Here is a 26,485-nt window from a genome sequence, read left to right on the forward strand (position 1 = left end):
TGATTCGACACGAATTGCATTTGGCGATTGCTCCCTGATTTCTTAGCAAACACTAAGATCTGAAATCGAGGGAAGCAACATCATTATGAGGGCAATTTAGCTGGTGGAATGTGTCAAAAAGAATGCGGTATAGGGATGATCTGATGGAAATTTTGCGATCCTGATGCGCTATTCCCAGCAATAATTTGACCGTTGCTCAAAAGGCCAATAAAACCGCCCCATATCTTGCCGGAAAAGGCGCTCCGTAATCAGGCTTAGCTCATGTCTCATAACAGTTTCGGTCATCTGTTCCGCGTAACCACCTGGGGTGAAAGCCACGGAATTGCGCTTGGTTGTGTCGTGGATGGCTGCCCTCCCGGCATCACATTTACCGAGGCCGAAATTCAGTCCTATCTCGATAAGCGTAAGCCGGGTCAGTCGAAATATACCACGCAGCGCCGCGAGCCGGATCAGGTTCGCGTGCTGTCCGGTGTGCTTCTGGGCGACGACGGCGTGACCATGACCACGACTGGCACGCCAATTTCGATGATGATCGAAAACACCGATCAGCGTTCCAAGGACTATGGCGATATTGCCCGGCAGTACCGCCCCGGTCATGCCGATTATGCCTATGACGTCAAATACGGCATTCGCGATTATCGTGGCGGCGGGCGCTCTTCGGCGCGTGAAACCGCCGCACGTGTTGCAGCCGGTGCTATTGCGCGCAAGGTTGTTCCGGGCTTGCAGGTGCGCGGCGCGCTGGTCTCGATGGGCGTGCATGACATTGATCGCGCGCGGTGGGACTGGAACGAAGTCGATAACAACCCGTTCTTCACGCCGGATGCGGGTTCGGTCGAGGTCTTTGCCGAATATCTCGATGGTATTCGTAAAAATGGCTCTTCCATCGGTGCGATTATCGAAATCGTGGCGGAAGGCGTTCCTGCCGGTATTGGTGCGCCAATCTATGGCAAGCTCGATCAGGACATTGCGAGCTATCTGATGTCGATTAATGCCGTGAAGGGCGTTGAGATCGGCAATGGTTTTGAAGCCGCACGTCTGACGGGCGAAGAAAATGCTGATGAAATGCGCATCGGCAAAGACGGTCAGCCGATGTTCCTGTCCAATCAGGCAGGCGGCGTTCTGGGTGGCATTGCAACCGGTGCGCCTGTGGTGGCGCGCTTTGCAGTAAAGCCAACATCGTCGATCCTCACGCCGCGCAAGTCGATTGATGCGCAGGGCAAGGAAGTGGATGTGATGACCAAGGGTCGTCATGATCCTTGCGTGGGTATCCGCGCTGTGCCGATTGGCGAAGCGATGGTTGCTTGCGCCATTGCCGATCATTATCTGCGCCATCGGGGACAGACAGGACGGGTATAAAATATTCAGAGGTGGTTTCAGGGACCAAGGGCCGGTTCTGAGCATGTCGCGGAAAAGGGAAACCGGTTTCCGCAACATGCGTGAAAGCAAGAGACTGAAGCTGTGGTACAACCATTGAGGCTGAAATGAGCTATAATCAGAAACAGGTCGTTGATGCGCTGCGCGCTTTCGAGCGTGGCGAAATTGTTGTCGTGATGGATGATGACGGACGTGAGAACGAAGGCGATCTTATCGTTGCTGCCGTGCACTGCACGCCGGAAAAGATGGCCTTCATCGTTCGGTATACATCTGGCATCGTCTGCACGCCGATGACGCGCGAAGAAGCCAAGCGCCTCAATCTCGCGCCGATGGTCGCGGAAAACGAGTCCGCACACACGACGGCTTTCACCGTCACTGTTGATTACCGCCACGGCACCACAACCGGCATTTCTGCTGAAGATCGCACGCTGACTGTGCGCAACCTCGCAAACCCGAATGCCGGTGCTTCCGATTTTGTGCGTCCGGGCCATATTTTCCCGCTGATCGCGCGAGAAGGCGGCGTGTTGATGCGCTCTGGCCATACGGAAGCGGCTGTTGATCTGTGCAAGCTCGCAAACCTTCCGCCAATTGGCGTGATTTGTGAACTGATCAATGATGATGGAACCGTTATGCGTGGCCCTGACGTAAAAGCATTTGCTGAAAAGCATGCGCTTCATCGGGTAACGGTGGCTGATCTCATCGCCTATCGTCAGCGCAAGGAAACACTGGTCAAGCGCATTAACGATGCGCCCGTCACGACTTGCGCCGGTCCCGCTCATGCCTATACCTACGAATTGCCATGGGAGCCGATGCAGCATGTCGCTGTTGTATTTGGTGATATTCGGGATGGCGAAGAAGTGCCTGTCCGTCTGCATCGTGAAGATGTGCTGAGCGATGTGTTCGGTAATGGCGGCAGCAATCTCGACGAGATCATGAAACGCATGGGCAAAGAAGGCCGCGGCGTTCTGGTTTATCTGCGTGAAGATTCGGTTGGCGTGCGTTCTGATCACCGCGATGCGCGGGCGCGAGAAGCGTTGCTTGGTGAACACGAGGCCCATGCAGAAGCCGTTGCCCGTGAAGAAGAATGGCGTCAGATTGGCCTTGGTGCGCAGATACTCAAAGATCTTGGCATCACGTCGATTGTGCTGCTGGCTTCACGTGAGCGTCACTATGTTGGTCTGGAAGGTTTCGGCATCAACATCACGCGCACGGAAATCATCTGAATGTCGCAGAGCTGATGCTAAAGTGAATATATGACAACACGGCTTTACTGGCATCCGACCTATCTAGAACATATCGTGCCGCCCGGACATCCCGAGCGGCCCGACCGTATTCGTGCTTTGATGAGCGAACTGGAAGGCCCGGATTTTTATCGTCTCGACCGTGTGGAAGCGAAAATGGCATCAGAAGATGCCATTCTGCTCGCGCATCCAGAAAGCTATATCGATGAGATCCGCAAGCAGATTCCCGATCCGGTTGATGACGAAGAAGCACCGCAACCAATCAACAAGCTTGGTGTCGACACTTATGTGAGTCCCAAAAGCTGGGAAGCAGCGCTTCTGGCAATTGGTGCGGCTACCACTGCGGTTGATGACGTGTTTTCGGGGCAGGCTGACAATGTCTTCGTCGCCTCGCGCCCGCCCGGGCATCATGCCGAACTGGCAACCGCCATGGGCTTTTGCCTGTTTAACAATGTCGCTATTGCCGCACGTCATGCGCAGCGCAATCATGGAGCGGAACGCATCGCGATTGTCGATTGGGACGTACATCACGGCAACGGTACGCAGGATATTTTCCAAGACGATCCGAGCGTTTTGTTCTGCTCGACCCATCAGTTTCCGCTCTTTCCCGGCACAGGTCGGAAAGATGAGGTGGGTGTGGGCAACATCGTCAATGCACCACTCTCGCCCAATACTGGCAGCCGCGAATTTCGCGAGGCATTTAATAGTCGTGTATTGCCTGCTTTGGACAACTTCCAGCCAGATTTGATCCTTATTTCAGCTGGCTTCGACGCGCATTTCCGTGATCCTCTTTCCGAGATCAATCTCGATGAGGCGGATTTTGACTGGGCGACGGGCAAGCTCATGGAACGTGCAGAACGTTTCTGCAATCACCGATTGGTGAGCGTGCTTGAAGGTGGATATGATCTTGAGGGCTTGTCGCAGTCCGCGTCTTCCCATATTACGCGGCTGTTGAAAGGATAAACCATGGTAACCGAACCGTCCAACACCGACATTGCAGTTATGAGCTTTGAGGACGCCTTGAAGCAGCTTGAGAAGATCGTCGATGCTCTGGAGCGGGGCGATGTGCCGCTTGAAGAATCGATCCGCATCTATGAGCGCGGCGAAGCGCTGAAGAAACATTGCGATACGCTGCTCAAATCTGCGGAAGACAAGGTCGAAAAGATTCGCGTTGGTCGCGATGGGCAGCCTGTGGGCACAGAACCGCTCGACGCGGAATAAGATCAGTTAAAAAATATCGAGATGTCAAAATAGCGGCTCTTTTGGAGCCGCTATCTCTTTGTGCCACTGCGATCTGACTGGAGGTCTCACGATTGCAGCAGCCTCAATTTGTTGCATGCCATTCGACTTAGAACGAGCGCTGGAAGCGAACCATGCCCTGAACAGCGTCTTTGCCCTTGAGGACCGAACGATCATCGTTCCACTTGGTGTAGGACACTTCCGGCGTAATGGTGAAGCCCGGTACGATGGTGTAGGCAACGTTCATCGTGCCTGCAAAACGGCCAGCTTCTTCATAGGCGGCCTGAATGTTGAAGGCTGTCTTCTTGTTGAACTTGTACTTCGCACCACCCCAGACAGCCCAATCGCCGCCCCATGTGCCGTAGAAGCTGTCGATCTGACGAACGCCAGCGATGTAGTGGTCGTCATTCGACTTGTAAGCGCCCTGTCCCCAGATCGAGAACTGTTCGGTTACGTTCACGTCGAGGCGAACCTTGCCCATCCACTTTTCATTGAGCGCGTCGTAAGCTGCAACACCAGCGATCGAACCCCAGCCCTGAGCATATTTCAGGCCGCCGACAACATGCGGTGTGTAATCGTCGATGGTTACGGAACCGTTGGAATCGCCATTGCCACCCTGTTCAAGCGCGATGATCGCCGAGAAGCCATTGCCGCCCTTGAAAGTGTAGCTGATCGCGTTGGTGCGGGTGCCACCAGCGAGGATCACGTCGTCATTGATGACGTCGCCGAGGTAGCCGGTGAACGTTACGAACGCAGATTCATCGAGACCAACGCGCAGGCCGCCGAGCTGGATGTAGCCATAACGCAGAGTGCCGGTCGAGCCAGCATCGGCGCCATTCTGGTACTGGAAGCGGGCTTCAGTATAGGTCTTCAGTGTGCCGAGTTCGGTTTCCGAAGCGGTCGAGAAGCGGAGCGAGAAACGGGTCAGATAGTCATAAGTGTCGCGATCACGAGCGCCAAGTGTCTTGGCATAGACATTGTCGCCACCCTTGATGTCTGCACGAACGTAGCCGTGGATGCGCAGGCAGGTTTCGGTGCCTGGAATGTAGAAATAGCCAGCGCCGTATGCATCGCAAACGCGAACATATTCTACTGCTTCTGGCTCTGGCGCAACAATCGCGTCAGCAGCCTGTGCAACTGATGCGAACGAAAAAACTGCAGCCGAAGCGCAGAGAAAATGCTTAACCCTCATAAGAAACTCCATAAGTGAGGTGTGACGGGAGCGCTTATAGAGGTGTTAAAAAAACAAACAATATCAATTACATGTCAGATTAGTGAAGTTTTAATGACGAGGCAACACTGTTCAATTTAAATATAGATCAATCAAATTTATCGCTTTTTGTTGCATTTGTGCATCACTATATTTGATCCGCCGAAAACGACGTTTTGTCGAGTTTAATGGATCATGTTTTTGATGTGAATGACATAAGGCGCAAGCACACCACTCAGAAGATAGGGGCCGAGCCCCCAAACGAGCGTCCAGCCAAAAGCGCCGACAATATTGGCGGCCATAAAATGCAGCGGCGGCATTTTCATAGATCCGGCGATGATGCCGTTGAGTTGGCGTAGCAAAACGACAAAGCGTGCTGTCGCAACAACATAGATGCCTTTTGTTTCGAACATTTTCTCAAATTGTTCGAGCCGCTCCGGTGTGATTTTAATGCGACTGCCGTAACGCAGGATCAGCGCACGGCCACCATAACGCCCGATGATGTAACCTGTGCAGTCTCCAAGAACGGCTCCGATAAACACAGCAATCAGTACGTGCTCTATGTTCAATGTGCCATTCAGCGCAAGAAGAGAACATGCGATCAAAGCACTTTCACCGGGAAGCGGCGCACCAAAGGATTCAAAATACACGATAACCAATATAGCAAAGGCACCATAGGCTGCGATGTAGTGATCAATGAAACCCATCAACTGTCGGCGCTTTCGTTAATAATGTAATAAAAAGGCTCCGGCGCAAACCGGAGCCATAGCACTATAACGTGTTTTTCAGCCGATGGAACGCTTGCCTGTGATCTTGTGATAGGCCCACAGGACAATGATCGATCCGATAATAGCAATGATCAGGCTGATGGGGTCGAATGCGCCAGTGACACCGCGACCAAACAGTGTTGAAGAAAGAACGCCGCCAACGATGGCCCCGACAATGCCCAATGCAATGTCGAAGAACAGTCCCTGGCCGCTTTTATTGACGACTTTACTGCCGATGAAGCCGGCAATTAGTCCTAGAATAATCCAGCTTATTATAGACATCTAATATCTCCGATTGCGAAAATAAGGTTTTGCATCAGGCATTTAGAAAATTTTCACAATAGTTTCGATTTGGCAAGGTATAATGCTTGTGAAAGCTGAAAACTTATTTCACTTTAACTTATCGCGTGTGAAAAAACACAGCGACCAACAGGGAGTATCGTGTGATGGGAAGTTATGACGACAATTCCAAGAACTCGCCGATTCCCGGCGGCAGCCTTGCCAAGCCGGTTCTGATAGCGCTCGGCGCGCTGCTCGTTGGCAAGATGCTGAAAGGGCATAGCGACGAACCTGAACAGCCTGCATCCATTCCAGACCAATCGGCTCATCAGGCAGATAATGGTGGCGGATTGCTTGGCGGCATTCTGGGTGGCCTTGGTGGCCTGCTTGGTGGCGCCCTTGCAAGTGGTAGTGCGTCATCCGCACCGGCAGCACCCGGTCCGCTAGGTGGCGGTCTGGGTGGTCTTCTGGATCAGCTCAAGCAGGCAGGTCTTGGCGATAAGGTCGATTCGTGGATCGGCCAAGGCGACAATCATCAGATTGAACCCGGCCAACTCGGCGATGCGCTTGGCAATAAAACATTGAGTGAAATTGCAGCTCATGCCGGTATTGACCAGCAGGAACTGCTCAATCAGCTCTCACAGGTGCTGCCTGGTCTGGTGGATAAGCTGACCAGTAATGGGCAGGTGCCTGACACCAACGAATTGTCGCGCCTGTTGCACAATCGCTGACACAGTTCTATCTTTTTAAAGATAACGCACCGGCAAACGGCTTGCCGGTGCGCTTTTATTTGGTGGCTACCCAATGAGTTTTTCCCCCTGTCCTGACCCGGTGCTTGGTGACAAGACATCGGTTGATGCAATCGAAACGCTTGTCATTCCGCGCACCAGCGATATTGGCGGGCTGGAAGTGCGTCGTGCTTTACCCACTGTGAAGCGACGGCTTGTTGGGCCCTTTATTTTCTTTGATCGCATGGGACCAGCAGTGCTGAAGGATGGCGATGCGCTTGACGTGCGTCCGCATCCGCATATTGGTCTTTCGACCGTGACCTATCTGTTTGATGGTCATATCCGTCATCGTGACAGCCTTGGTACCGAAATGGTGATCCGTCCGGGCGACGTAAACCTTATGACGGCAGGGCGCGGTATTGTGCATTCCGAGCGTTCGCCGGAAGAAGAGCGCACTGGTCCGCTATCCATTTCAGGCGTGCAGACATGGCTGGCGCTGCCCGAGCAATTTGAAGAAATCGATCCGCATTTTTATCACACCAATTCTCCCGACCTGCCGCTGATGGAAGATCGTGAATTTAACGGACGTTTGATCATCGGCTCCATGCATGGTGTTTCATCACCGGTCATCCAGCATGCTGAAACGCTTTATGCCGATATTGAAGTGCTGCCCGGCGGGCGCTTTCATATTCCGCCAACGACTGAAGAACGCGCGATTTATACGCTGCGTGGCAATGTCGGCATTGGTGGCGATGTGTTTCCACCGGATCGTTTGCTGGCTTTCCGTCCGAGTGACGATATTGTCGTGCAGGCCGGGCCTGAGGGCGCGCATTTCATGCTGTTTGGCGGTGCGGCTCTTGGCTCGAAACGTTATGTCTGGTGGAATTTCGTGTCGTCTTCCAGAGAGCGCATTGAGCAGGCCAAGGAAGAATGGCGCACCGGACGTTTTGATATTGTGCCGGGTGATGAAGAAGAATTCATACCTTTGCCTGAATGATGGAGCATTTCCAGTAAAAGTGCGCAGCGGTTTTGCGTCGGATAATGCGACAAAACAAAAAGTGGTCGCATATGACACGATGTCTCGTCATGTGCATGTGCGCTTTGGCAAGCTTGATCTGCACTGGCAGCTGCTATACCGACAAATAAAATTCAAACCAGAAACAGGTTGCTTTCATGTCCCGACCCATCACCCCATTGCTCGACAAGGCACCGACACCGGAAGCCCTGCGCGCATTGCCGGAGCAGGATTTGCCGAAGCTTGCGGAAGAACTGCGTGCCGAACTGGTGGATGCGGTCTCAACAACGGGCGGGCATCTTGGGGCTGGGTTGGGCGTGGTGGAACTGACCATTGCGCTGCATCATGTCTTTGATACACCGCATGATCGCATCATCTGGGACGTTGGCCATCAGGCCTATCCGCACAAAATTCTGACCGGGCGCCGTGATCGTATCCGCACGTTGCGTCAGGAAAACGGGCTGTCCGGTTTCACCAAGCGCGCTGAAAGCGAATATGATCCCTTTGGTGCGGCACATTCTTCGACGTCGATCTCTGCCGGTCTTGGCATGGCCGTCGCAGCCGACCTTTCGGGTGAAAAGCGCAATGTGATTGCAGTTATCGGTGATGGCTCCATGTCAGCAGGTATGGCCTATGAGGCGATGAACAATGCCGGTGCGCTTGATGCACGGCTGATCGTCATCCTCAACGACAACGACATGTCGATTGCGCCGCCAACGGGTGCGATGAGTGCTTACCTCGCGCGGCTCGTTTCTGGCAAAACCTATCGCAGCGTGCGTGAAGCCGCCAAGCAGGTTGCAAAGAAACTGCCGAAGTTCTTGCAGGACAAGGCGCGCAAATCGGAAGAATTTACCAGGGCCTTCTTTACGGGCGGTACGCTGTTTGAAGAGCTTGGCTTTTATTATGTCGGGCCGATCGACGGGCATAATCTTGATCATCTGTTGCCGGTTCTCAAAAATGTGCGCGATGCGCAGGAGGGCCCGGTGTTGATCCATGTGGTGACGCAAAAGGGCAAGGGCTATGCACCTGCGGAAGCTGCCGCCGATAAATATCACGGCGTCAACAAGTTTGATGTGATTACCGGCAAACAGGCAAAGCCACCGGCGAATGCACCGAGCTATACCAAGATTTTCGGCACCAGCCTTATTGAAGAAGCCCGTCACGATGACAAGATCGTGGCTGTGACAGCGGCCATGCCGACCGGCACCGGCCTAGATCTGTTTGGTGAAGTGTTTCCAAAGCGCACATTTGATGTCGGCATTGCCGAACAGCATGCCGTTACTTTTGCCGCTGGTCTTGCTTCCGAAGGCTATAAGCCGTTCTGCGCGATTTATTCGACCTTCCTTCAGCGCGGCTATGATCAGGTCGTGCATGATGTGTCGATCCAGAACCTGCCCGTGCGTTTCCCGATTGATCGCGCTGGTCTGGTGGGGGCCGATGGCCCAACCCATGCCGGTTCGTTCGATACCGGCTTCCTTGCAGCGCTTCCCGGTTTTGTGGTGATGGCCGCATCTGACGAAGCTGAACTGCGCCATATGGTGCGCACGGCTGCCGACTATGATGAAGGCCCGATTTCGTTCCGCTATCCGCGTGGTGATGGTGTCGGCGTGGAACTGCCAGAACGTGGCTCGGTGCTGGAAATCGGCAAGGGCCGTATTGTGCGCGAAGGCACCAAGGTCGCACTCCTGTCCTTTGGGACACGCTTGCAGGAATGTGTGGGTGCTGCCGATGAATTGGCTGCAGCAGGTCTTTCAACAACAGTCGCCGATGCGCGTTTCGCCAAGCCGCTTGATCATGATCTGATCCGCCGCCTTGCGCGTGAGCATGAGGTGCTGGTAACCATTGAAGAAGGTGCGGCGGGTGGTTTTGCTGCCCATGTGCTGCAATTCCTTGCAACCGATGGTCTGCTGGATCGCGGCCTGAAAGTGCGCGTGCTGACCCTGCCGGATAGCTATCAGGATCACGCCAAGCCGGAAGTCATGTATGCCAATGCAGGCCTCGATCGCGCTGGTATTGTGCGCACCGTCTTCGCGGCGCTTGGCCGCGAGGAAATCGCGGCACCGTTCCGCGCATAAGTGATGAGCGAGCAATCACCGGATAACCGCCCGCGTCTAGACCAGTTGCTGGTTGATCGCGGCCTGTTTGCCACGCGTTCCCGTGCGCGCGACGCAATCCAGCGCGGCACGGTGAAGGTTGATGGCAAGCCCGTCACCAAGCCGGGGCAGAATGTTCTTCGCACAGCTGAACTGACTGTGGATGATCCCGCAAGTGCCTATGTCTCGCGCGGTGCTCTCAAACTGATTGCTGCGATTGATCACTTCAATCTCAATGTGAACGGGCTGAATGCGCTTGATATTGGCGCATCGACTGGCGGCTTTACGCAAGTTCTGTTAGAGCGCGGTGCCAATCATGTCGTCGCTATCGATGTCGGGCACGATCAGCTGCATCCGACATTGCGCAATGATCTGCGTGTGACCAACAAGGAAGGCGTGAACGCAAGAGCGCTCGATTTCAACCATCTTGATGGGCGCGATATTGGTTGTGTTGTTTCGGATGTGAGTTTTATCTCGCTAAAACTTGCTCTGCCACCGGCATTGGCGTTTGCGCAAAAAGATGCTATCTGCGCGCTTCTCGTAAAGCCGCAGTTTGAAGCCGGGCGCGAAGCCATCGGCAAAGGCGGCATTCTGCGTGACCCGCAAGACGGCGAACGCATTGCGGAAGAATTAAAGTCATGGCTTGAGACGCAGCCCGGTTGGCGTGCGCTCGGCCTTTGCCCGTCACCCATTGAGGGCGGCGACGGCAATCGTGAGTATCTCTTGGCAGGAAAGAAAGATTTATGACGACGCCAGCAACGGGGCAAGTGACAATCCGCTCGATAGGTGCGGGCGGCGATGGCGTCGCCAACCTTTCCGATGGCCAGCTGTTTGTGCCTTTCACATTGCCTGGCGAAGTGGCCAATGTCGCGCGCGACAAGAACCGTGGTACGGTTATGGCCTTGCTCGAAACCTCCAATGAGCGTCAGGACCCCGCTTGCCAGCATTTTGAAGATTGCGGTGGCTGTGCTTTGCAGCATTGGCAGGACGAACCTTATCGCATATGGAAGCGCGAATTGGTCGTCTCAGCTTTGAAGGGCCGGGGTCTCGATGTCGAGGTTGATGCGCTGGTCGCGTGCCTTCCGCGCTCGCGCCGCCGTGCCACATTTGCAGCCCGCAAGACGGAAAAAGGCGTCCTGCTCGGCTTTAATCGTCACCAGAGCCACGAGATTATCGATCTTGTCGAATGCGCCGTCACAGTGCCTGAAATCATCGCGCATCTTGATGACTTGCGTGAAGTTGGTGCATTGATTGCGCCCGGTTCCAAGCCGTTCAAATTAACTGCAACTGTTACGGCCTCAGGGCTTGATCTGGCAGCAAGCGGCTGCGGTAAACTCAGCGATGAGCAACGCCGTGCGCTGACCGCCCTTATTATGAAAAAGGGCTTTGCCCGCCTTTCGCATGAAGGCGAAATCATCGTCGAGCCGAAAAAGCCGATCATCCATTTTGGCAAAGTGCCGGTTCCGGTGCCTCCGGGTTGTTTTTTGCAGGCAACAATTGAGGCTGAAGAAGCAATGGTGTCGCTGGTGCAGGCGCATCTCGGCAAGGCTAAGCGCGTTGCAGACCTCTTCTGTGGTGTCGGCACATTCGCGCTGCGCATTGCAGAAAAAAGCGCAGTCCACGCGATTGAAAACGATGCGCCAGCACTCGCGGCCCTTGATCGCGGCGTGCGCCATGTGCAGGGTTTAAAGCCTGTTTCGGTTGAACGCCGTGATTTGTTCCGCCGTCCGCTGATGCCGAAGGAGCTGCTGCCTTATGATGCGGTGGTGTTTGATCCACCACGTGCGGGCGCTGAAGAGCAGGCGCAGGAGCTGGCCAAATCCAAGGTCGGCAAGGTGGTTGCCATCTCTTGCAACCCGGTAACGCTGGCACGCGATCTCGCCATTTTGGTGAAGGGTGGCTACCGCATTACCCGCGTGACACCGATTGACCAGTTCCTCTGGTCGCCGCATGTTGAAGCGGTGGCGACACTGGTGAAAAAGTAGAACACTTCATCGCAGTAACACCAGCATCTCACATTAAGAGTCTGGCTGTTCGCAATTGTTACTGGCTGACGGGTGTTTTCGGGATTCCCCTCGCTGCCGGATATTGCAGTAAAATTCGACTTTGCTAAAAAATGCAAACCTGATTGGGTGATTTTTACCCATTCAGGTTTTTCATTTCATGGCCTTGCATAGGATGTTTCTGTGCGTCGCATTGCCATGTTCATATCGCGTTTTGTGCAGATTTTGCCGACAGGCTGCAAGACGTATCACCGGCGCGGTTCTCCTCCCAATCGTGAATAGCGCCCTGCGATAGACGATTATAAAATGACTGAACATAGCTCTTTGCCGGACCTGAACGGCGTTTTTCCTGCTCGTGAAATCAAAATCAAAAAACATGGATTGGCGCATCTTCTGCTGTATCCGTTTCTCAGCATCATCTTTGCTTTTGCGAGTGTTGGTATTGCTGTTGCCTGGTTTCCGGGACTTTACAAAGACCACCTGATTATGAACGATCCGCTCGTTCTCGAAGATGCTTCTGTTAATGACGGCCAGTGCCGCTCAAAGAAAATGACGGTGAATTGTAAGGCGGTCATAGTCTATGATTACGACGGCAAGCGCCGCGTCAAACCCGTAGAATTCTCATTTGTGAGCTTATCAAGCGGGGATTATGAAACCGATGTGGTGATGCAGCGGACCGATCCTGAAAATGTTACGTTGACGCTTGCTATCGACGAATTCTGGAACCGCTTGGCGTTTGATATCGGCCTGTTTGCAATCATGCTCGCAATGTCTGTGCTGTTTCTGGTTCGCTTCATCCGTGTCAGGGGCAGTGCAGCGGCGATGAAATCAGCTGCTGCTTTGCGCTTCGCATGGGCGAAAATTACGGCCAGCAAGAAGCATTTGGGTGCAACCAATATTACTTATAATCCGCTTGATACGACGCATAAGAAAAAGAGCATCGTTTCGCGATTCTCGAAAAAAGAAGCACCATTTATGCGTTATGCCGAAGCGGAAGACGAGACTTATGGCATCGTGGCCATACATCCGACGGCATATTTTCCCGTCCTGCTTGATGAGAATTTTGAGCGTCTTGAACTCACCGGACCAGAGCGTGAATCGGCGTTGAAGGCACTGGCAGCGCAAATTGCAAGCTGATTAAAAAAGGGCGGTAATTCCGCCCTTTTGTTTACCGCAAAGCCCAATCAACCGCTGCTTCGGCATGAAGCCGTGTTGTATCGAATACCGGCACAGGGCTGTCTGTCTGACCGATTAGCAGCATGATCTCCGTGCAGCCGAGGATGATGGCCTCGGCACCGCGCTCAACAAGGCGATTTATGACGGCGCGGTACTCTTCGCGTGATGCATCGCGCACGTCGCCCACCACCAGTTCCTGATAGATGATGTCATGCACGGTTTTGCGGTCGGCATCGTCGGGCGTGAGAACCTCAAGCCCATATTTTGCAGCGAGGCGGCCTTTGTAAAAATCCTGCTCCATCGTGAACGCGGTGCCGAGCAGTCCGACTTTTGAGAAGCCTGCGGCCTTGATCTTTTCTGCTGTCGGATCGGCAATATGCACAAGCGGGATCGATGTCGCGCTTTCAATGTCAGCGGCCATTTTATGCATGGTGTTGGTGCAGATCAGGATGAAATCCGCGCCTCCTTTTTCGAGGTTTTGCGCGGCTTCAATCATCAGCGTCGTCAGCTCGTCCCATTTGCCCCGATGCTGGAGATGTTCGATTTCAGCGAAATCCATCGACCACATCAGGCTTTTGGCAGAATGCGTGCCACCAAGTCTTGTGCGGACTTCGCGGTTGATAATGCGGTAATATTCCTGCGAGCTTTCCCAGCTCATCCCGCCGATCAATCCAATCGTTTTCATTTCTGCCTCCCACATAGAATTAAGGGCGGATCGCTCCGCCCTTTTGGTGTTTATGCAATCGGTTCAGAGCCACGATTACATCTTTTCGATGATTTTCGGATCGCCTTCATGTGCGCGGCCATTGGCAGCGAGGATTGCAGGCACGATGTCTTTTGCCTCATCAATCACCAGCGGCTTGACCTGATGGGCGGTATGAATGAAGCCTTCGGCGGTCATATGCTCAAGCAGTGTGAGCATCGGCTGCCAGAAATTGTTGATATTGGCGAAAACCATCGGTTTGCGATGCTTGCCCAGCTGCGCCCATGTCATCATTTCCACGATTTCTTCAACCGTGCCAATGCCGCCGGGGAGCGTGACGAAAGCATCCGACTTCTGGAACATCAGATGCTTGCGTTCGTGCATATCGCCAACCACGATCAGCTCGGTCAGCTCCTGCGCCTTTTCAAGGCTTGCTTCCTTGTCGAGCAGGAAGGTGGGGATGATGCCGGTGACTTCGCCGCCCGCTTCCATCACGCCTTGCGCAACCGCGCCCATAATGCCGCGCGTTCCACCGCCATAAACAAGGCGAATGCCGTGTTCAGCAAGCGAGTGGCCAAGCGTGAGGCCCGCTTCGCGATAGATTGGATTTAAGCCCGTTGAAGAGCCGCAATAAACACAAATGGATCGAATCTGAGACATGATTTCTTGTGCGCTTTTGCGGTTTCAGCGTCAAGCGTCTCAAGCTATAACTGTCACGAAGCATCAATGAGGCAGGGAGTTTGATATGATGAAGAAGTTGGTTTTGGCTATGGGTTTTTCGCTTGTGGCATCGGGTGCGCTGGCTGGAGAAATTAACATTCCTCTGCCCGACGACGTGGAAGTAACGGAAAACTCGGTTCTTTATAAATGCGGTGAACAGAACGTTTCTGCCACCTATTATAATGCCGGTGAAAATTCGCTTGTGCAGCTCGAAATGGAAGACGCTTCGGTTATCGCAGCCAATGTGCTTGCGGGTTCTGGTGCAAAATATGCGGGCGGCATCTACATCTGGTGGACCAAAGGCGACAGCGCTGATCTCTATAATCTGATGGATGATCCCGATCAGGAAAAGCCAATCAGCTGTAAAGAAGAGTAGTTTTCTTATAATCAGTACCGATAATGTTTGTAATTCGGCTCAACTTCTTGTGAGGCGCATAAAAAAGCGATAAACCCATTGACTAATTTACTCATGTGGGTTTCGGGCCGAAATGCAAAACAAAAGATACGGAATTATCGGCATCGTGCTGCTCCTTATTCTCGGCGGCGGCGCATATTATTGGACTTCGCTAAAAGATCAGGGGGGCACCCCTGGTTCAGACATAGCCGCGAAGAACCCCGAAACCGGCAGCGCATCCAAACCCGTTGTACCTGAGGCACCCGCGGTATCGCAGGTGCCGGAGAAAACAGTCGAGGTGGAACCGCAAGAGGCTGCATCGCAGCCTGATGCTCAGCCGGCTCAAACAACGTCGGCGCCTGCTAAAACGCCCGTGTTTGATATTTTGCGCGTCGAAGCCGATGGTTCCGTTGTGATTGCAGGACAGGCAGCGCCCAATGCTGACGTTGAGATTATTTCTGGCTCCAGAGTATTGGGGGCAGCCAAGGCGGGATCGAACGGCGATTTTGCAATCGTTCTCGATCGGCCGCTTTCACCGGGCGATCATCAGCTTGTGCTGCGCGCAGGCGGTGATGGAGCCAATGTTGCAACTTCGGCGCAGACAGCAATCGTATCCGTACCAGATAACAGCAATGGTCAGGTTCTGGCGCTCGTTGAAGAGCCGGGTCAGGCCAGCCGTCTGATCACCAAGCCGGACGTGTCGGCACCGCAGGCGGTATCGTCGACGGAAACTGGAGAGCAGGCGCCAAAGGCTCAGTCGCCAGTTGATGCACCGATTGCCATTGAGGCGGTGGAAATCGAAGGCAACAAAGTTTTCGTTGCAGGCAACGCAAAGGGTGGCAGCACGGTTGTCGTCAATGCAAACGATATTCTGCTTGGCTCAAGCCAAATTTCGCCGGAAGGTCGCTTTTTGGTACAGAGCCAAAAGTCGCTTGCGGTGGGGGATTATATCATCCGCGCCGATTTGCTTGATGGCAGTGGTCGGGTGATTGCAACCGCGCGCGTCCCGTTCCGTCGCGAGGCTGGTGAGAATGTCTCCGCCGTTGCAACGGGGTCGGGCGCGCAGACTGTAAGTGCACAGGATGCTGAAGGCGGGACACCTTTGCAGAAGGTGGATGGCTCGGTGATTATCCGCAAGGGTGATAATCTCTGGACGATCTCCAAGCGTACTTATGGTCATGGCATGCGCTACACCACGATCTATCTTGCCAATCGTGATCAGATCCGCAACCCGGACCTTATCCTGCCGGGTCAGGTATTTGTTATGCCGCAACAACCGCTCGCCGATGATGAAGTGCAGCGCCGCCTGCACGATTCTGCAAACTGATATAAACGCGTTATCTCCATTTCGTGAACGCAGTGTCCTTTAGAAAGGACGCTGCGTAATATTGCGATTTCCAGTATAATCGTATATCGTCGATTTACGATGAGTATCTCCCTAAAAATAACGACCCACCCTGTTTCGGGCATGGACGATGAGGATGCTGCGCGCATTTATGCAGCGCTTGGCCATCCCGTGCGTATCCACATTCTCCGTCAGTTGATTTTTGAAGATGCTTGCTGCTGCAAAGATATTGTCGGTCGTCTTGACCTTGCGCAGTCCACCGTGTCGCAGCACCTCAAGGTTCTCGTCCAGGCTGGCCTTATTGACTATCGGCCCGACCGCCAGACATCGCGCTATAGCGTAAACTGGCAGCAATTGACCAAAATTCGTTCGCATCTTGCAGCCTTCAGCAATGGCTGCTGCGAAAAACCTGTCTGATCTGAAAGAAACACCATGAGTGCCCCCAAAACTGTTTCTGCCGACTCCGGCGAGACGCTTAAAACCTTGCGAAATCTGTGGCCCTATATGTGGCCGTCTGAACGCCCCGATCTGCGTATGCGCGTGGTGTGGGCGACGTTCTATCTGGTGATTTCCAAGATTGTGCTGATCCTTGTTCCCTATTTCTTCAAATGGGTGACGAATGCGTTGAACGGTCAGCTCGACGCAGCTGATTATATTCCGCTCTTTCTTACCGGTGCGGTGATGCTGGTGTTGGCCTACAACGCCGCCAAGATTATTCAGGCAGGTTTGAACCAGTTGCGCGACGCACTGTTTGCCAGTGTCGGGCAATATGCCGTGCGCCAGCTTGCCTATAAAACCTTCGTGCATATGCACCAGCTCTCATTGCGCTTTCATCTGGAACGGCGCACGGGCGGGTTGTCGCGTGTGATCGAACGCGGCACCAAGGGCATTGAAACCATTGTCCGTTTCACGATCCTCAACACGCTGCCAACCATTCTGGAATTTGCGCTGACGGCGGTGATTTTCGCCTTCGCTTATGGCTTCTCCTATCTGTTGGTCGTGGCTGTTACGGTCGTTGCCTATACCTGGTTCACGATTAAAGCGAGTGACTGGCGCATCAATATCCGTCGCGAGATGAATGACTCCGATACCGATGCCAACACCAAAGCGATCGACTCGCTGCTTAATTTTGAGACGGTCAAATATTTTGGCAATGAGACCATGGAAGCCAAGCGCTTCGATGCGTCAATGGCGCGTTATGAAGATGCGGCGACCAAGACATGGACCTCGCTCGGCTGGCTTAACTTTGGGCAGGCTGTCATCTTCGGCATGGGTATGGCGATTGTCATGGTGATGTCGGCGCGCGAAGTGCAGGCAGGTACGCAGTCGCTGGGTGACTTCGTTTTCATCAATGCCATGCTGATGCAGCTTTCCATTCCGCTCAATTTCATTGGCTTCATCTATCGCGAAATCCGTCAGGGCCTCACGGATATCGAGCAGATGTTTGACCTTCTGGATGTGCAGCAGGAAGTGCAGGATAAGCCGACCGCTGCGCCGCTGAGCGTGGATAAGGGTGCAATCCGTTTCAACGATGTGCATTTTGCCTATGACGCCAATCGCCCGATTCTCAAGGGTGTGAGCTTTGAAGTGCCTGCGGGCAAGACAGTGGCGATTGTCGGCCCATCCGGTGCGGGCAAATCGACGATCTCGCGTCTGCTGTTCCGTTTCTATGATGTCCAGTCAGGTTCGGTTACGATTGACGGACAGGACGTGCGCGACGTGACACAGGAAAGCTTGCGAAAAGTCATCGGCATGGTGCCGCAGGACACGGTGCTGTTCAACGATACGATTGCCTATAATATTCGGTATGGCCGTACCGATGCAACCGACGATGAAGTGGAAAAGGCTGCCGAAATGGCGCAGATTTCCCAGTTCATCAAGCATCTGCCTGAAGGCTATCAGGCGATGGTGGGTGAACGCGGATTGAAGCTTTCAGGCGGCGAAAAGCAGCGCGTAGCGATTGCACGCACAATTCTCAAAGCACCACCGATCCTCATTCTGGACGAGGCAACTTCGGCGCTGGATACTGCGACGGAGCAGGAAATCCAATCGGCGCTTGATATTGTCAGCCGTGGTCGCACAACGCTGGTTATCGCGCACCGTCTGTCGACTGTGATCAGCGCCGACGAAATTATCGTGCTGAAAGATGGTCTGATTGCCGAACGTGGTACGCATCGCGATCTGCTCTTGCAGGATGGACTTTACGCGTCGATGTGGAGCCGTCAGCGCGAAGCGGATGAGGCAGAAGAACGCCTGCGTCAGGTTCGCGAGAATGACGATATGGGCATCGTCAGCCGGGGCGTTCCCGCAGCCGAGTAAGGCTCTTTGCAGAAATCGAAAATTAAGACATTGTCAGTCTGGGGCTGACAATGTCACAGATATTTCGGCAAAAAACATTTTGGAAAAAAACACTCTGGTGGGCCTGGAAGGTCTACGAGTTTTTCTGCGTTACGATTGTAACCCTTTATATTGCATTTATGCTGGTTGCGGGGGTTTCGTATTTTAACGACAGCTACGTGTTGCCGAACAAAATGGTGGTGAAACGAGTTTTCGAATTCACTCTACATGGCCGTAAGGATCTTTTTTCTTCAGACGGGCACACACGACTTGCGGAAGATATAGAGTTTATGTGTTTCAATGACCGCTATATCGAGGTCTTTACTAAGAAGATCGGCGGCGGCGGCCGTGGTGTCTTTGACGGAGAAACAAACTTGCCTGTTCCAAAAGGAAAGCGGGATTTAACGGGGTTGAGTAAGTGGCCATATAGCTGCAACGGATATTATACTGGGTGGGTGGGCCCAGATTTGTTGTTTGAGCGCAGTCAAGAGCCATTGATAGTGTCATGCAACTGGCGCAATTTCGCCAACCCTAATTTGAAAAATCTTGCATGGTTTGAAAAGCGCCGCTGTCGTTCACGGCGCTGAAATGCAATTTTCGAGCCTGATAGAAACAAATTTTTGAATAAGTTATGTCCTTTGGATATGGACGATTTCGTGGGTAGAGAAATAGAAGTAGGTGGGACGCCTTACGAAATTACGGTCGAGTGGACAGCAAATTTCGTTGCGCAAGTTTTTACGGATGAGTCGAAAAGCCAGTATGTCCACAAAGGGGGCGAATGATCAGATTTTCGCTGTGGCTGGTGTGGAGCGTCTATAAGATCGCCTGTGTGATGGTGATCTCGGCGGCGATCCTCTTTGCGCTCTTTATCATTTTCACGCGTTATACGAATTACTGGCCATAAGGCACGATAGGATCACGCGCCCTGACAGCCGTGAATAATTTGCGAAATCGATTTGGATTTTGGACAGGATGAGGTAAAAACGGCCAAACCTAAAGGAAAACCGATGAGCCTGTCTGATACTATCCGTAACACTTTCGTACCGATCCATCGTGAAGGCTATCCGTTTATCGCGGCGTTTTTCGTGGTTTCACTCATTCTGGGCTGGCTATGGGAGCCGCTTTTCTGGGTCGGTCTGGTGCTGACCATCTGGTGCATCTATTTCTACCGTGACCCTGAACGCGTGACGCCCATTGCCGATGATCTGGTGATCAGCCCGGCTGATGGCAAAGTATCTTTTGTTGGTCCGGCTGTGCCGCCAGCAGAACTGGAACTCGGTGCAGAGCCGCTGATGCGCGTTTCCGTGTTCATGAATGTGTTTTCGGTTCACATCAACCGCGCGCCAGTGCGTGGTAAGATCGAAAAGATTTTCCACCGTCCCGGAAAATTTCTCAATGCAGAACTCGATAAGGCCAGCACAGATAATGAACGCAATTCCGTTCTCATCGACAGTGCAAACGGTAAAGTCGGCGTCGTGCAGATCGCCGGTCTTGTTGCACGCCGCATTGTTTGCTGGTCGCGTGAAAGCGATAATCTTAGTGTGGGCGAACGCTTCGGCCTGATCCGTTTCGGTTCCCGCGTCGATGTTTATTTGCCTGCCGGTGCCTCGGTTCGCGTGGCTGTTGGCCAGACGGCCGTGGCCGGAGAAACCGTGCTTGCCGAATTTGGCAGTGAACGCGCTGAGCCAGTGGTTCGGATCGCCTGAGCCGATGGAAACACCATTCCCACCCTTTGAGCCGAATGGCCGCGTGAATTCATCGCGCGGCCCTAAATTGTCGCAGATTCCACTGCGCATCGTTGTTCCGAATGTGATCACAGTTCTTGCGATTTGTGCGGGGCTGACGGGCATTCGCCTGGCGTTTGAACACCGTTTTGAACTTGCGGTGATGATGGTGCTGATTGCTGCATTTCTCGATGGCGTGGATGGTCGCGTTGCGCGTATGATGAAAGGCTCGTCCAAGTTTGGCGAGCAAATGGATTCACTCGCTGACATTGTCAATTTCGGTGTTGCTCCGGCGCTCGTGCTTTACGTCTATGTGCTTGATCAGGCGCGTTCGTTCGGCTGGATTGCGGCACTCCTTTATGCGATTGCCTGCTGCCTTCGCCTGGCGCGCTTCAATGTCATGCTGGAAGACCCAAACCGTCCGCCGTGGCAGAGCAATTATTTTATCGGCGTGCCAGCACCTGCGGGTGCGATGCTGGTGCTGCTGCCCGTTTATCTCGGTTTTCTGGGCCTCACACCAACCAAGGGGCTGGCTTTTGCGGTCGCAGTTTTCACCGTAGCAATTGCTTTCCTGCTGGTCAGTCGTCTGCCGGTCTATAATGGTAAGTCCGCAGGCGGTCTCATTCGCCGCGATTTCGTGATGCCGCTGATTTTGCTCGTGGTGATCTATGTGGCGTTCCTGATGAGCTTCACATGGCATACGCTGACGCTCACAGCACTGGTCTATCTGGCGTTTCTCCCGTTCAGCCTTGTTGCGTGGAACAGGCGTGAAGCCGCTGACGGCAATGCTGCGCTTGAAAGCGAGCCATCAAAAGAAGTCTGACGGCAAGGTTTTGCGGATAAAGTTCACGCGCTCCTGAACCGTTGATTCCGGCAGGAGCGCGATTTCATATCCAAGCCCCCGATAAGTTTGTTCCATCGTTTTGAATGTGCGAACGGCTTCATCAAAGTCCTGTTTGCGCTCGGTATCCTGAGCGAAAATGCTCTGCCATGGCGGAGCAAGAAACACCGTTCTGTTATATTGAATCATCGATGCTGCGCGGTGCATATGCTCAGGCACAGGTAGACCGCAAAGCGTAAGATAGCCGATCACATCCGGCACGCCCCGGTCGAAAAACACCGGCCCTTTTTGCTCTAATGCAAGCTCGTAAGAGCGCATCTCCCATGACAACATCAGTTCCGCAAACAAAGCGCGATCTGCCCATGGCAACGCATTTCCGCTAATCTTTGTCTGATGTTGAATAATGGCGCGACCTGCCTCGATGCTGCGTGAAAAGCCTTGTTTCTCCAACGCGTTGATGAGTGTGCTTTTGCCCGACCCGGGGCCGCCGCTGATGACGATAAATCGCTGGTAATCGTGAGACATCGTTCCTCCAATCATATTGGGACACAAGGTTTGTAATGATAGGCATGGGGGAGAGGTCCGCTTAAAAACAGGGCCGAAGCGTTCGGCGGGAGCGGCATAATACAAATAAGTTAAATCCGGCCTTGGGGTTATGCAAGGCCGGCAAAGTGAATCAGGAAGGCATATGATAGTCGAGGAATTTATCCTGACGTACGTCGTAAAGCTTTCCTGTGATGTCGAGCTTTGGATCGGCAAGCTGGACGATTTTTTCTGCAACCGACTGCGGCGTCGGCAATGTTTCAGGATCTTCACCTGGCATTGCTTTTGCGCGCATGGCGGTACGGGTTGCACCCGGATTGACCGAATTGACCTTAAGCTTCATCTGCTTGGTTTCTTCGGCCCAGCTGCGTCCCATCACTTCGACAGCAGCCTTGGACGCCGCATAGGGCGCCCAGAAAGCCCGGCAGCTATGTGCAACACCTGATGAGAGCAGAATAGCGCGTCCAGCATCAGATGCGCGCAGCAGGGTGTCTGTTGTGCGGATGAGACGCCACACGCTTGTAACGTTGACATTCATCACCTGCTCAAAAACTTTAGCTTCAACGTGGCCGATGGGGGAAATCGTGCCAAGAATGCCAGCATTTGCAACCAGAATGTCGAGCTTGCCCCAACGCTCATAAATAGAGCCGCCGAGACGGTCGATCGCTTCCATATCAGTAATATCGAGCGGAACAAGTGTGGCACTGCCACCGACCTTGCGAATATCGTCGTCGAGTTCTTCCAGACCGCCGACGGTGCGTGCCACTGCAATCACATGTGCGCCGCGCTTTGCCAGTTCAAGCGACAGAAAATAACCAATACCGCGCGATGCGCCCGTTACCAAGGCCACGCGGCCTGTAAGGTCGATATTCATTATACCCCCAGTGTAATTCTTAGAGATGAAACAGGCGGCCCGTTGAGCCGCCTGCGTGAAGACAATCGATCAGCCGTTTGAGGCGAGAAGCGACAACGTGTGGACGTTGCTTTCGCCTTCCTGATCGAGAAGACGGGTTGGATATTCACCCGTAAAATAGTGATCGGTGAAGGCAGGGGCCTTTGGATCACGAGCTTCACCGCCAACGGCCTTGTAAAGCCCGTCAATGGTGAGGAATTCCAGCGAATCTGCACCGATATAACGGCACATCGCCTCAAGGCTGTCATATTGGTTCGCCAGCAGCTTATCGCCGTCCGGCGTATCGATTCCGTAGAAGTCCGGATGAAAAATCATCGGGCTTGCGACGCGGATATGCACTTCCTTGGCACCCGCATCCCGGATCATCTGCACGATCTTGACCGAGGTTGTGCCGCGCACGATGGAATCATCCACCAGAACGACACGCTTGCCTTCAATCATCGCACGATTGGCCGAATGCTTGAGCTTCACACCCAGCGCACGAATTTGCTGCGTTGGCTCAATAAAGGTACGGCCGACATAGTGGTTGCGGATGATGCCATATTCAAACGGAATACCGCTGGCCTGCGCAAAACCAAGCGCCGCTGGCGTGCCGCCATCTGGCACGGGAACAACAACATCGGCTTCGATTGGCGATTCCTTTGCCAGTTCCATGCCCATGTTCTTGCGCGCAACATAAACACTGCGGCCACCAACGACCGAGTCAGGCCGGGCGAAATAGACATACTCAAACAGGCAGAGACGTTCCGGCTGTGGATTTTCAGGCTTGATACAATCCGTCGTAATCGAGCCATCCTTCTGGATTTCGCAGATGATGATCTCGCCATTTTCCACATCGCGGACATATTTCGCGCCGATAATATCGAGAGCACAGGTTTCCGAACAGAAGATCGGCTTGCCGTCAAGCTCACCCATAACGAGTGGTCGGATACCGACAGGGTCACGCGCCGCAATCAGCTTCGTGCGGGTCAGGGCCAGCATGGCATAACCGCCCTCAACCTGACGGATCGCATCGACAAAGCGATCGCTCGACGATGCTTGACGCGAGCGGGCGATCATGTGCAGAACAACTTCAGTGTCCGATGTGGCCTGAAAGATTGCGCCCGATGCAATCAGCTGCTTGCGAAGCGTAATACCATTGGTGAAATTACCGTTATGCGCAATCGCGATGCCGCCAACTTCCAGCTCTGCAAAAAGCGGCTGCACATTGCGCAGGATGGTTTCGCCTGTCGTGGAATAGCGCACATGGCCGATCGCGCGGTCGCCGGGCAGACGATGAAGCGTCGACGCATCGGTGAAGTGATCGCCGACCAGCCCCATGTGTCGCTCTGAATGGAAACGGCGGTTGTGATAGGAAACGATACCAGCAGCTTCCTGTCCACGATGCTGCAAAGCGTGCAGACCAAGCGCTGTCAGCGCTGCCGCATCTTCATGGCCGAGAATACCAAATACACCACACTCTTCATGCAACGTATCATCGTCCAGCATAAAGGAGTTTTCGTCATGCGATTGTTGGGACATCGTCCGCAAGGCCTTTCGATTGCGGTTACTAAAAGCAACATTTACAGCAAAAGCCCGCGTTTTAAAAGCGATCCCTTGCATGATGCGCGTTTCAGCCGCTGATATAGGATAAGACTTTGGCTAAAAACAGATGAAACCGGCAGCTTTATGCTGCCGGTTTCAAAAATGGTGATTCAAGATCAGTTTGCAGCCGGTGTGTCGTCCGGTACGGGCTGTTCGGTCGTCGTGCCAGCAGGTGTCTGAGCATCCTGTCCCGGCTTGAACTGCTTTATGGCAGATTCAGGGTCCGCTGGCAGAAGCTCAATAAGCTGCTGACCGAAAGAGTCGAGCATTGGCTTGGACTTCGCATTGGTAACCCATGCAGGTTGTCCAGTTGGAACCAGCCAGTTGAAGAACAGCATCGCGACAACAACCAGCAGAACACCACGGGCAGCGCCGAACAGGAAGCCGAGCGTGCGATCAAGCGCACCGATACGGCTGTCGATGATGAAATCGGCAATTTTCATCGTAATCAGCGACACAACAATCAGCACGACGAGGAACACTGCACCTGCAGCTGCAATTTTCGCGATTGTCTCATTGTTGATGTATGGCTGGAGATAAGGCAGGACTGGCTGGTAAAACAGGTAAGCCGCTGCTGCTGCCGCAGCCCATGAAACCAGCGAAAGCACTTCGCGGGAGAAGCCGCGAACCATCGCAAGCACGGCCGAAACCAGCGTTATTCCGAGTAGAATTCCATCAAGTAGCGTAACCGGCATTCTGGGCTGTCCTTATTGATGCGCAGGATGTTTTTGCCTGCGGGGCAGTCATAGTTCTCATAGATTAACATCGGAAAGTTGACGAAACCTTCCGCAGCTAAATCTTGTTAAATTCAATGATCTGCAACCTGATGATTACAGATACTGGTCACTTTTTGGCCGGGCCCGATGCAGCAATGCGCACAACGAGGTCCGAGAGAGCAGTGGTTTCCACGAGGCTGAAATTGCGATCTTTCCAAAGGTCACTGGTTCCGCCGGGTGCTACCGCCTGTTGAAAGCCAAGCTTTTCAGCTTCTTTCAGCCTCTGTACCGCATGTGAAACCGCACGAACAGCTCCAGAAAGGCTGATTTCGCCGAAATAAACACTATCTGCGGGCAGGGCAATGCCTGCAATGGACGAAACGAGTGCTGCAGCAACCGCAATATCGGCCGCAGGCTCGCTGATGCGATAGCCGCCCGCTACATTGAGATAAACATCATGCTGGCCAAAGCGCACGCCGCAATGTGATTCGAGCACAGCCAGAATCATTGCCAAACGGCTTCCGTCCCAGCCTACAACAGCGCGGCGCGGTGTGCCAAGCGATGAAGGGGAGACGAGTGCCTGTATCTCGACCAGAACCGGGCGCGTGCCTTCCATGCCTGCAAAAACGGCTGCCCCCGGCGATTTCGCATTGCGCTCACCCAGGAACAGTTCTGACGGATTGGAGACTTCGCGCAAGCCGCCATCCGAAATTTCGAACACACCGATCTCATCGGTCGGGCCAAAACGGTTCTTGACGGTGCGAAGAATGCGGTATTGATGCCCGCCTTCGCCTTCAAAGTAGAGAACGCCATCGACCATGTGTTCAACTACGCGCGGACCGGCAATCTGGCCTTCCTTGGTGACGTGCCCAACGAGAACCACGGCTGCGCCCGTTTGCTTGGCATAACGGATCATCGCCTGCGCAGATGAACGGACCTGTGTGACGGTTCCGGGTGCAGAATCTGCCATGTCGGTCCAGAGTGTCTGGATCGAATCGATAATGACGAGATCGGGCCGCTTGCCATCGGATACGGTGGCGAGAATGTCTTCAACATTGGTTTCAGCGGCCAGCTCCACGGCAGACGATGCTACGCCCAGACGCTGCGCGCGCAGCCGTATCTGCGCGACGGCTTCTTCGCCCGATACATAGACAATGCGATGTCCATGATTGGCAAGCGCTGCCGCTGCCTGTGTCAGGAGTGTGGATTTACCAATACCCGGATCACCGCCGATCAGTATCGCTGACCCGCGAACGAAACCACCGCCAGTGACGCGATCCAGCTCGCTAATGCCGGAAATGATGCGTGGCGCATCTTCGATTTCACCCGATAGCGAAGTGAGGGCGACAGCGCGGCCTTTTCGCTTGGACAGCATGGAACCGGGGCCAGACCCGATGCCGCTATTGGTGCCTTCTTCGACGAGTGTATTCCACTCGCCGCAAGAGTCGCATTTGCCTGCCCAGCGCGTATGCACCGCGCCGCAGTTCTGACAGATGAACTGAACGCGTGCCTTGGCCATCAGGCACGCCCTCGAGGATCG

Annotated in this window: 28 protein-coding genes; 18 read left to right on the forward strand and 10 right to left on the reverse strand. The window is 53.7% G+C overall.

The features are described from left to right. The first annotated feature begins 261 nt into the window (after window positions 1-261). The 4 genes from aroC to U2P60_RS11955 all read left to right on the forward strand — a co-directional run bounded on the left by aroC (window position 262) and on the right by U2P60_RS11955 (window position 3,836). On the forward strand, window positions 262-1,356 hold the full coding sequence (gene aroC, locus U2P60_RS11940; RefSeq protein WP_413572799.1) for a chorismate synthase: 1,095 nt from the start codon (window positions 262-264) through the stop codon (window positions 1,354-1,356). Between the two features lie 125 nt (window positions 1,357-1,481). Further along, window positions 1,482-2,597, forward strand: coding sequence for a 3,4-dihydroxy-2-butanone-4-phosphate synthase (gene ribB / locus U2P60_RS11945; RefSeq protein ID WP_413572800.1), 1,116 nt, complete (start codon window positions 1,482-1,484; stop codon window positions 2,595-2,597). 30 nt (window positions 2,598-2,627) lie between these two features. Further along, the gene (locus tag U2P60_RS11950; protein ID WP_413572801.1) at window positions 2,628-3,578 is read left to right on the forward strand and encodes a histone deacetylase family protein; all 951 of its coding nucleotides are present in this window, start codon (window positions 2,628-2,630) and stop codon (window positions 3,576-3,578) included. Between the two features lie 3 nt (window positions 3,579-3,581). After that, a complete protein-coding gene (locus U2P60_RS11955) occupies window positions 3,582-3,836 on the forward strand; it encodes an exodeoxyribonuclease VII small subunit (protein ID WP_250040228.1) in 255 nt (84 codons plus the stop codon). Window positions 3,837-3,963: 127 nt separating this feature from the next. Here the strand turns inward: U2P60_RS11955 and U2P60_RS11960 are convergent, their stop codons facing one another. The 3 genes from U2P60_RS11960 to U2P60_RS11970 form a co-directional block, all read right to left on the reverse strand. Then, the gene (locus U2P60_RS11960) at window positions 3,964-5,046 is read right to left on the reverse strand and encodes a porin (RefSeq protein ID WP_413572802.1); all 1,083 of its coding nucleotides are present in this window, start codon (window positions 5,044-5,046) and stop codon (window positions 3,964-3,966) included. A gap of 203 nt (window positions 5,047-5,249) precedes the next feature. Then, window positions 5,250-5,771: a DedA family protein gene (locus tag U2P60_RS11965; RefSeq protein WP_413572803.1), complete on the reverse strand. Its 522-nt coding sequence runs from the start codon at window positions 5,769-5,771 to the stop codon at window positions 5,250-5,252. Window positions 5,772-5,849: 78 nt separating this feature from the next. Continuing rightward, window positions 5,850-6,113 carry a GlsB/YeaQ/YmgE family stress response membrane protein gene (locus U2P60_RS11970; protein ID WP_413572804.1) on the reverse strand — a complete coding sequence of 88 codons (264 nt, stop codon included), beginning with the start codon at window positions 6,111-6,113 and terminating at the stop codon, window positions 5,850-5,852. A gap of 164 nt (window positions 6,114-6,277) precedes the next feature. Between U2P60_RS11970 and U2P60_RS11975 the strand changes: the two genes are divergently transcribed. The 6 genes from U2P60_RS11975 to U2P60_RS12000 all read left to right on the forward strand — a co-directional run bounded on the left by U2P60_RS11975 (window position 6,278) and on the right by U2P60_RS12000 (window position 13,086). After that, complete coding sequence (locus U2P60_RS11975; protein ID WP_413573771.1) at window positions 6,278-6,841, forward strand: YidB family protein; 564 nt, start codon at window positions 6,278-6,280, stop codon at window positions 6,839-6,841. Window positions 6,842-6,914: 73 nt separating this feature from the next. Next, a complete protein-coding gene (locus U2P60_RS11980) occupies window positions 6,915-7,835 on the forward strand; it encodes a pirin family protein (RefSeq protein ID WP_413572805.1) in 921 nt (306 codons plus the stop codon). 176 nt (window positions 7,836-8,011) lie between these two features. After that, on the forward strand, window positions 8,012-9,928 hold the full coding sequence (dxs, locus tag U2P60_RS11985; RefSeq protein WP_413572806.1) for a 1-deoxy-D-xylulose-5-phosphate synthase: 1,917 nt from the start codon (window positions 8,012-8,014) through the stop codon (window positions 9,926-9,928). A gap of 3 nt (window positions 9,929-9,931) precedes the next feature. After that, complete coding sequence (locus U2P60_RS11990; RefSeq protein WP_413572807.1) at window positions 9,932-10,693, forward strand: TlyA family RNA methyltransferase; 762 nt, start codon at window positions 9,932-9,934, stop codon at window positions 10,691-10,693. Continuing rightward, complete coding sequence (locus tag U2P60_RS11995; protein ID WP_413572808.1) at window positions 10,690-11,931, forward strand: class I SAM-dependent RNA methyltransferase; 1,242 nt, start codon at window positions 10,690-10,692, stop codon at window positions 11,929-11,931. Before U2P60_RS11990 ends, U2P60_RS11995 begins: the two co-directional genes overlap by 4 nt. A gap of 324 nt (window positions 11,932-12,255) precedes the next feature. Continuing rightward, complete coding sequence (locus U2P60_RS12000) at window positions 12,256-13,086, forward strand: hypothetical protein (protein ID WP_413572809.1); 831 nt, start codon at window positions 12,256-12,258, stop codon at window positions 13,084-13,086. A gap of 31 nt (window positions 13,087-13,117) precedes the next feature. On the opposite strand, the gene U2P60_RS12005 is transcribed toward U2P60_RS12000, so the two are convergent. Together U2P60_RS12005 and U2P60_RS12010 are read right to left on the reverse strand one after the other, a co-directional pair. Further along, window positions 13,118-13,810 carry an aspartate/glutamate racemase family protein gene (locus tag U2P60_RS12005; RefSeq protein ID WP_413572810.1) on the reverse strand — a complete coding sequence of 231 codons (693 nt, stop codon included), beginning with the start codon at window positions 13,808-13,810 and terminating at the stop codon, window positions 13,118-13,120. 75 nt (window positions 13,811-13,885) lie between these two features. After that, entirely contained in the window at window positions 13,886-14,488 is a 603-nt protein-coding gene (locus tag U2P60_RS12010; RefSeq protein WP_413572811.1) for a TIGR00730 family Rossman fold protein, read from the reverse strand. 88 nt (window positions 14,489-14,576) lie between these two features. Here U2P60_RS12010 and U2P60_RS12015 point away from each other — a divergent pair, with 88 nt between their 5' ends. The 8 genes from U2P60_RS12015 to pssA all read left to right on the forward strand — a co-directional run bounded on the left by U2P60_RS12015 (window position 14,577) and on the right by pssA (window position 21,171). After that, a complete protein-coding gene (locus U2P60_RS12015) occupies window positions 14,577-14,924 on the forward strand; it encodes an MliC family protein (protein WP_413573773.1) in 348 nt (115 codons plus the stop codon). Between the two features lie 112 nt (window positions 14,925-15,036). Continuing rightward, a complete protein-coding gene (locus U2P60_RS12020) occupies window positions 15,037-16,269 on the forward strand; it encodes a LysM peptidoglycan-binding domain-containing protein (RefSeq protein ID WP_413572812.1) in 1,233 nt (410 codons plus the stop codon). 99 nt (window positions 16,270-16,368) lie between these two features. Beyond that, window positions 16,369-16,704 (forward strand): metalloregulator ArsR/SmtB family transcription factor, encoded by a 336-nt coding sequence (locus tag U2P60_RS12025; protein WP_313828060.1) that lies wholly within the window; start codon window positions 16,369-16,371, stop codon window positions 16,702-16,704. A gap of 15 nt (window positions 16,705-16,719) precedes the next feature. Continuing rightward, window positions 16,720-18,606, forward strand: coding sequence for an ABCB family ABC transporter ATP-binding protein/permease (locus U2P60_RS12030; RefSeq protein WP_413572813.1), 1,887 nt, complete (start codon window positions 16,720-16,722; stop codon window positions 18,604-18,606). 50 nt (window positions 18,607-18,656) lie between these two features. After that, complete coding sequence (locus U2P60_RS12035) at window positions 18,657-19,211, forward strand: hypothetical protein (RefSeq protein ID WP_413572814.1); 555 nt, start codon at window positions 18,657-18,659, stop codon at window positions 19,209-19,211. A 191-nt stretch (window positions 19,212-19,402) separates the two neighbouring features. Further along, window positions 19,403-19,528 (forward strand): hypothetical protein, encoded by a 126-nt coding sequence (locus U2P60_RS12040; RefSeq protein WP_413572815.1) that lies wholly within the window; start codon window positions 19,403-19,405, stop codon window positions 19,526-19,528. 103 nt (window positions 19,529-19,631) lie between these two features. Beyond that, window positions 19,632-20,330 (forward strand): phosphatidylserine decarboxylase, encoded by a 699-nt coding sequence (locus tag U2P60_RS12045; RefSeq protein WP_413572816.1) that lies wholly within the window; start codon window positions 19,632-19,634, stop codon window positions 20,328-20,330. 4 nt (window positions 20,331-20,334) lie between these two features. Then, on the forward strand, window positions 20,335-21,171 hold the full coding sequence (gene pssA, locus U2P60_RS12050; RefSeq protein WP_413573775.1) for a CDP-diacylglycerol--serine O-phosphatidyltransferase: 837 nt from the start codon (window positions 20,335-20,337) through the stop codon (window positions 21,169-21,171). Here pssA and U2P60_RS12055 read toward each other — a convergent pair. The 5 genes from U2P60_RS12055 to radA all read right to left on the reverse strand — a co-directional run bounded on the left by U2P60_RS12055 (window position 21,157) and on the right by radA (window position 26,464). Next, entirely contained in the window at window positions 21,157-21,714 is a 558-nt protein-coding gene (locus U2P60_RS12055; RefSeq protein WP_413572817.1) for an AAA family ATPase, read from the reverse strand. The genes pssA and U2P60_RS12055 overlap by 15 nt on opposite strands. 151 nt (window positions 21,715-21,865) lie before the next feature. Further along, a complete protein-coding gene (locus tag U2P60_RS12060; RefSeq protein WP_413572818.1) occupies window positions 21,866-22,606 on the reverse strand; it encodes an SDR family NAD(P)-dependent oxidoreductase in 741 nt (246 codons plus the stop codon). 69 nt (window positions 22,607-22,675) lie between these two features. Further along, on the reverse strand, window positions 22,676-24,166 hold the full coding sequence (purF, locus tag U2P60_RS12065) for an amidophosphoribosyltransferase (protein WP_313828069.1): 1,491 nt from the start codon (window positions 24,164-24,166) through the stop codon (window positions 22,676-22,678). A gap of 179 nt (window positions 24,167-24,345) precedes the next feature. Continuing rightward, complete coding sequence (locus U2P60_RS12070) at window positions 24,346-24,924, reverse strand: CvpA family protein (protein ID WP_413572819.1); 579 nt, start codon at window positions 24,922-24,924, stop codon at window positions 24,346-24,348. A gap of 148 nt (window positions 24,925-25,072) precedes the next feature. Continuing rightward, window positions 25,073-26,464 carry a DNA repair protein RadA gene (gene radA, locus U2P60_RS12075; protein ID WP_413572820.1) on the reverse strand — a complete coding sequence of 464 codons (1,392 nt, stop codon included), beginning with the start codon at window positions 26,462-26,464 and terminating at the stop codon, window positions 25,073-25,075. Between the last annotated feature and the right edge of the window lie 21 nt (window positions 26,465-26,485).

This window comes from Brucella sp. H1_1004, assembly GCF_047308065.1.
Classification (GTDB): Bacteria; Pseudomonadota; Alphaproteobacteria; order Rhizobiales; family Rhizobiaceae; genus Brucella; species Brucella pseudogrignonensis_B.

Bases quoted from the DNA above. Each gene is read 5' to 3' on its own strand.
- U2P60_RS11950 (WP_413572801.1), top strand. From the start codon at position 2,628: ATGACAACACGGCTTTACTGGCATCCGACCTATCTAGAACATATCGTG.
- aroC (WP_413572799.1), top strand. From the start codon at position 262: ATGTCTCATAACAGTTTCGGTCATCTGTTCCGCGTAACCACCTGGGGT.
- purF (WP_313828069.1), bottom strand. From the start codon at position 24,166: ATGTCCCAACAATCGCATGACGAAAACTCCTTTATGCTGGACGATGAT.
- U2P60_RS12010 (WP_413572811.1), bottom strand. From the start codon at position 14,488: ATGTCTCAGATTCGATCCATTTGTGTTTATTGCGGCTCTTCAACGGGC.
- U2P60_RS12000 (WP_413572809.1), top strand. From the start codon at position 12,256: ATGACTGAACATAGCTCTTTGCCGGACCTGAACGGCGTTTTTCCTGCT.
- U2P60_RS11995 (WP_413572808.1), top strand. From the start codon at position 10,690: ATGACGACGCCAGCAACGGGGCAAGTGACAATCCGCTCGATAGGTGCG.
- U2P60_RS12040 (WP_413572815.1), top strand. From the start codon at position 19,403: ATGATCAGATTTTCGCTGTGGCTGGTGTGGAGCGTCTATAAGATCGCC.
- U2P60_RS12005 (WP_413572810.1), bottom strand. From the start codon at position 13,810: ATGAAAACGATTGGATTGATCGGCGGGATGAGCTGGGAAAGCTCGCAG.
- U2P60_RS11970 (WP_413572804.1), bottom strand. From the start codon at position 6,113: ATGTCTATAATAAGCTGGATTATTCTAGGACTAATTGCCGGCTTCATC.
- pssA (WP_413573775.1), top strand. From the start codon at position 20,335: ATGGAAACACCATTCCCACCCTTTGAGCCGAATGGCCGCGTGAATTCA.
- U2P60_RS12025 (WP_313828060.1), top strand. From the start codon at position 16,369: ATGAGTATCTCCCTAAAAATAACGACCCACCCTGTTTCGGGCATGGAC.
- U2P60_RS12070 (WP_413572819.1), bottom strand. From the start codon at position 24,924: ATGCCGGTTACGCTACTTGATGGAATTCTACTCGGAATAACGCTGGTT.
- U2P60_RS12015 (WP_413573773.1), top strand. From the start codon at position 14,577: ATGAAGAAGTTGGTTTTGGCTATGGGTTTTTCGCTTGTGGCATCGGGT.
- U2P60_RS12035 (WP_413572814.1), top strand. From the start codon at position 18,657: ATGTCACAGATATTTCGGCAAAAAACATTTTGGAAAAAAACACTCTGG.
- U2P60_RS11975 (WP_413573771.1), top strand. From the start codon at position 6,278: ATGGGAAGTTATGACGACAATTCCAAGAACTCGCCGATTCCCGGCGGC.
- U2P60_RS11980 (WP_413572805.1), top strand. From the start codon at position 6,915: ATGAGTTTTTCCCCCTGTCCTGACCCGGTGCTTGGTGACAAGACATCG.
- U2P60_RS12045 (WP_413572816.1), top strand. From the start codon at position 19,632: ATGAGCCTGTCTGATACTATCCGTAACACTTTCGTACCGATCCATCGT.
- U2P60_RS12060 (WP_413572818.1), bottom strand. From the start codon at position 22,606: ATGAATATCGACCTTACAGGCCGCGTGGCCTTGGTAACGGGCGCATCG.
- dxs (WP_413572806.1), top strand. From the start codon at position 8,012: ATGTCCCGACCCATCACCCCATTGCTCGACAAGGCACCGACACCGGAA.
- U2P60_RS12020 (WP_413572812.1), top strand. From the start codon at position 15,037: ATGCAAAACAAAAGATACGGAATTATCGGCATCGTGCTGCTCCTTATT.
- ribB (WP_413572800.1), top strand. From the start codon at position 1,482: ATGAGCTATAATCAGAAACAGGTCGTTGATGCGCTGCGCGCTTTCGAG.
- U2P60_RS11990 (WP_413572807.1), top strand. From the start codon at position 9,932: ATGAGCGAGCAATCACCGGATAACCGCCCGCGTCTAGACCAGTTGCTG.
- U2P60_RS12030 (WP_413572813.1), top strand. From the start codon at position 16,720: ATGAGTGCCCCCAAAACTGTTTCTGCCGACTCCGGCGAGACGCTTAAA.
- U2P60_RS11955 (WP_250040228.1), top strand. From the start codon at position 3,582: ATGGTAACCGAACCGTCCAACACCGACATTGCAGTTATGAGCTTTGAG.
- U2P60_RS11965 (WP_413572803.1), bottom strand. From the start codon at position 5,771: ATGGGTTTCATTGATCACTACATCGCAGCCTATGGTGCCTTTGCTATA.
- U2P60_RS12055 (WP_413572817.1), bottom strand. From the start codon at position 21,714: ATGTCTCACGATTACCAGCGATTTATCGTCATCAGCGGCGGCCCCGGG.
- radA (WP_413572820.1), bottom strand. From the start codon at position 26,464: ATGGCCAAGGCACGCGTTCAGTTCATCTGTCAGAACTGCGGCGCGGTG.
- U2P60_RS11960 (WP_413572802.1), bottom strand. From the start codon at position 5,046: ATGAGGGTTAAGCATTTTCTCTGCGCTTCGGCTGCAGTTTTTTCGTTC.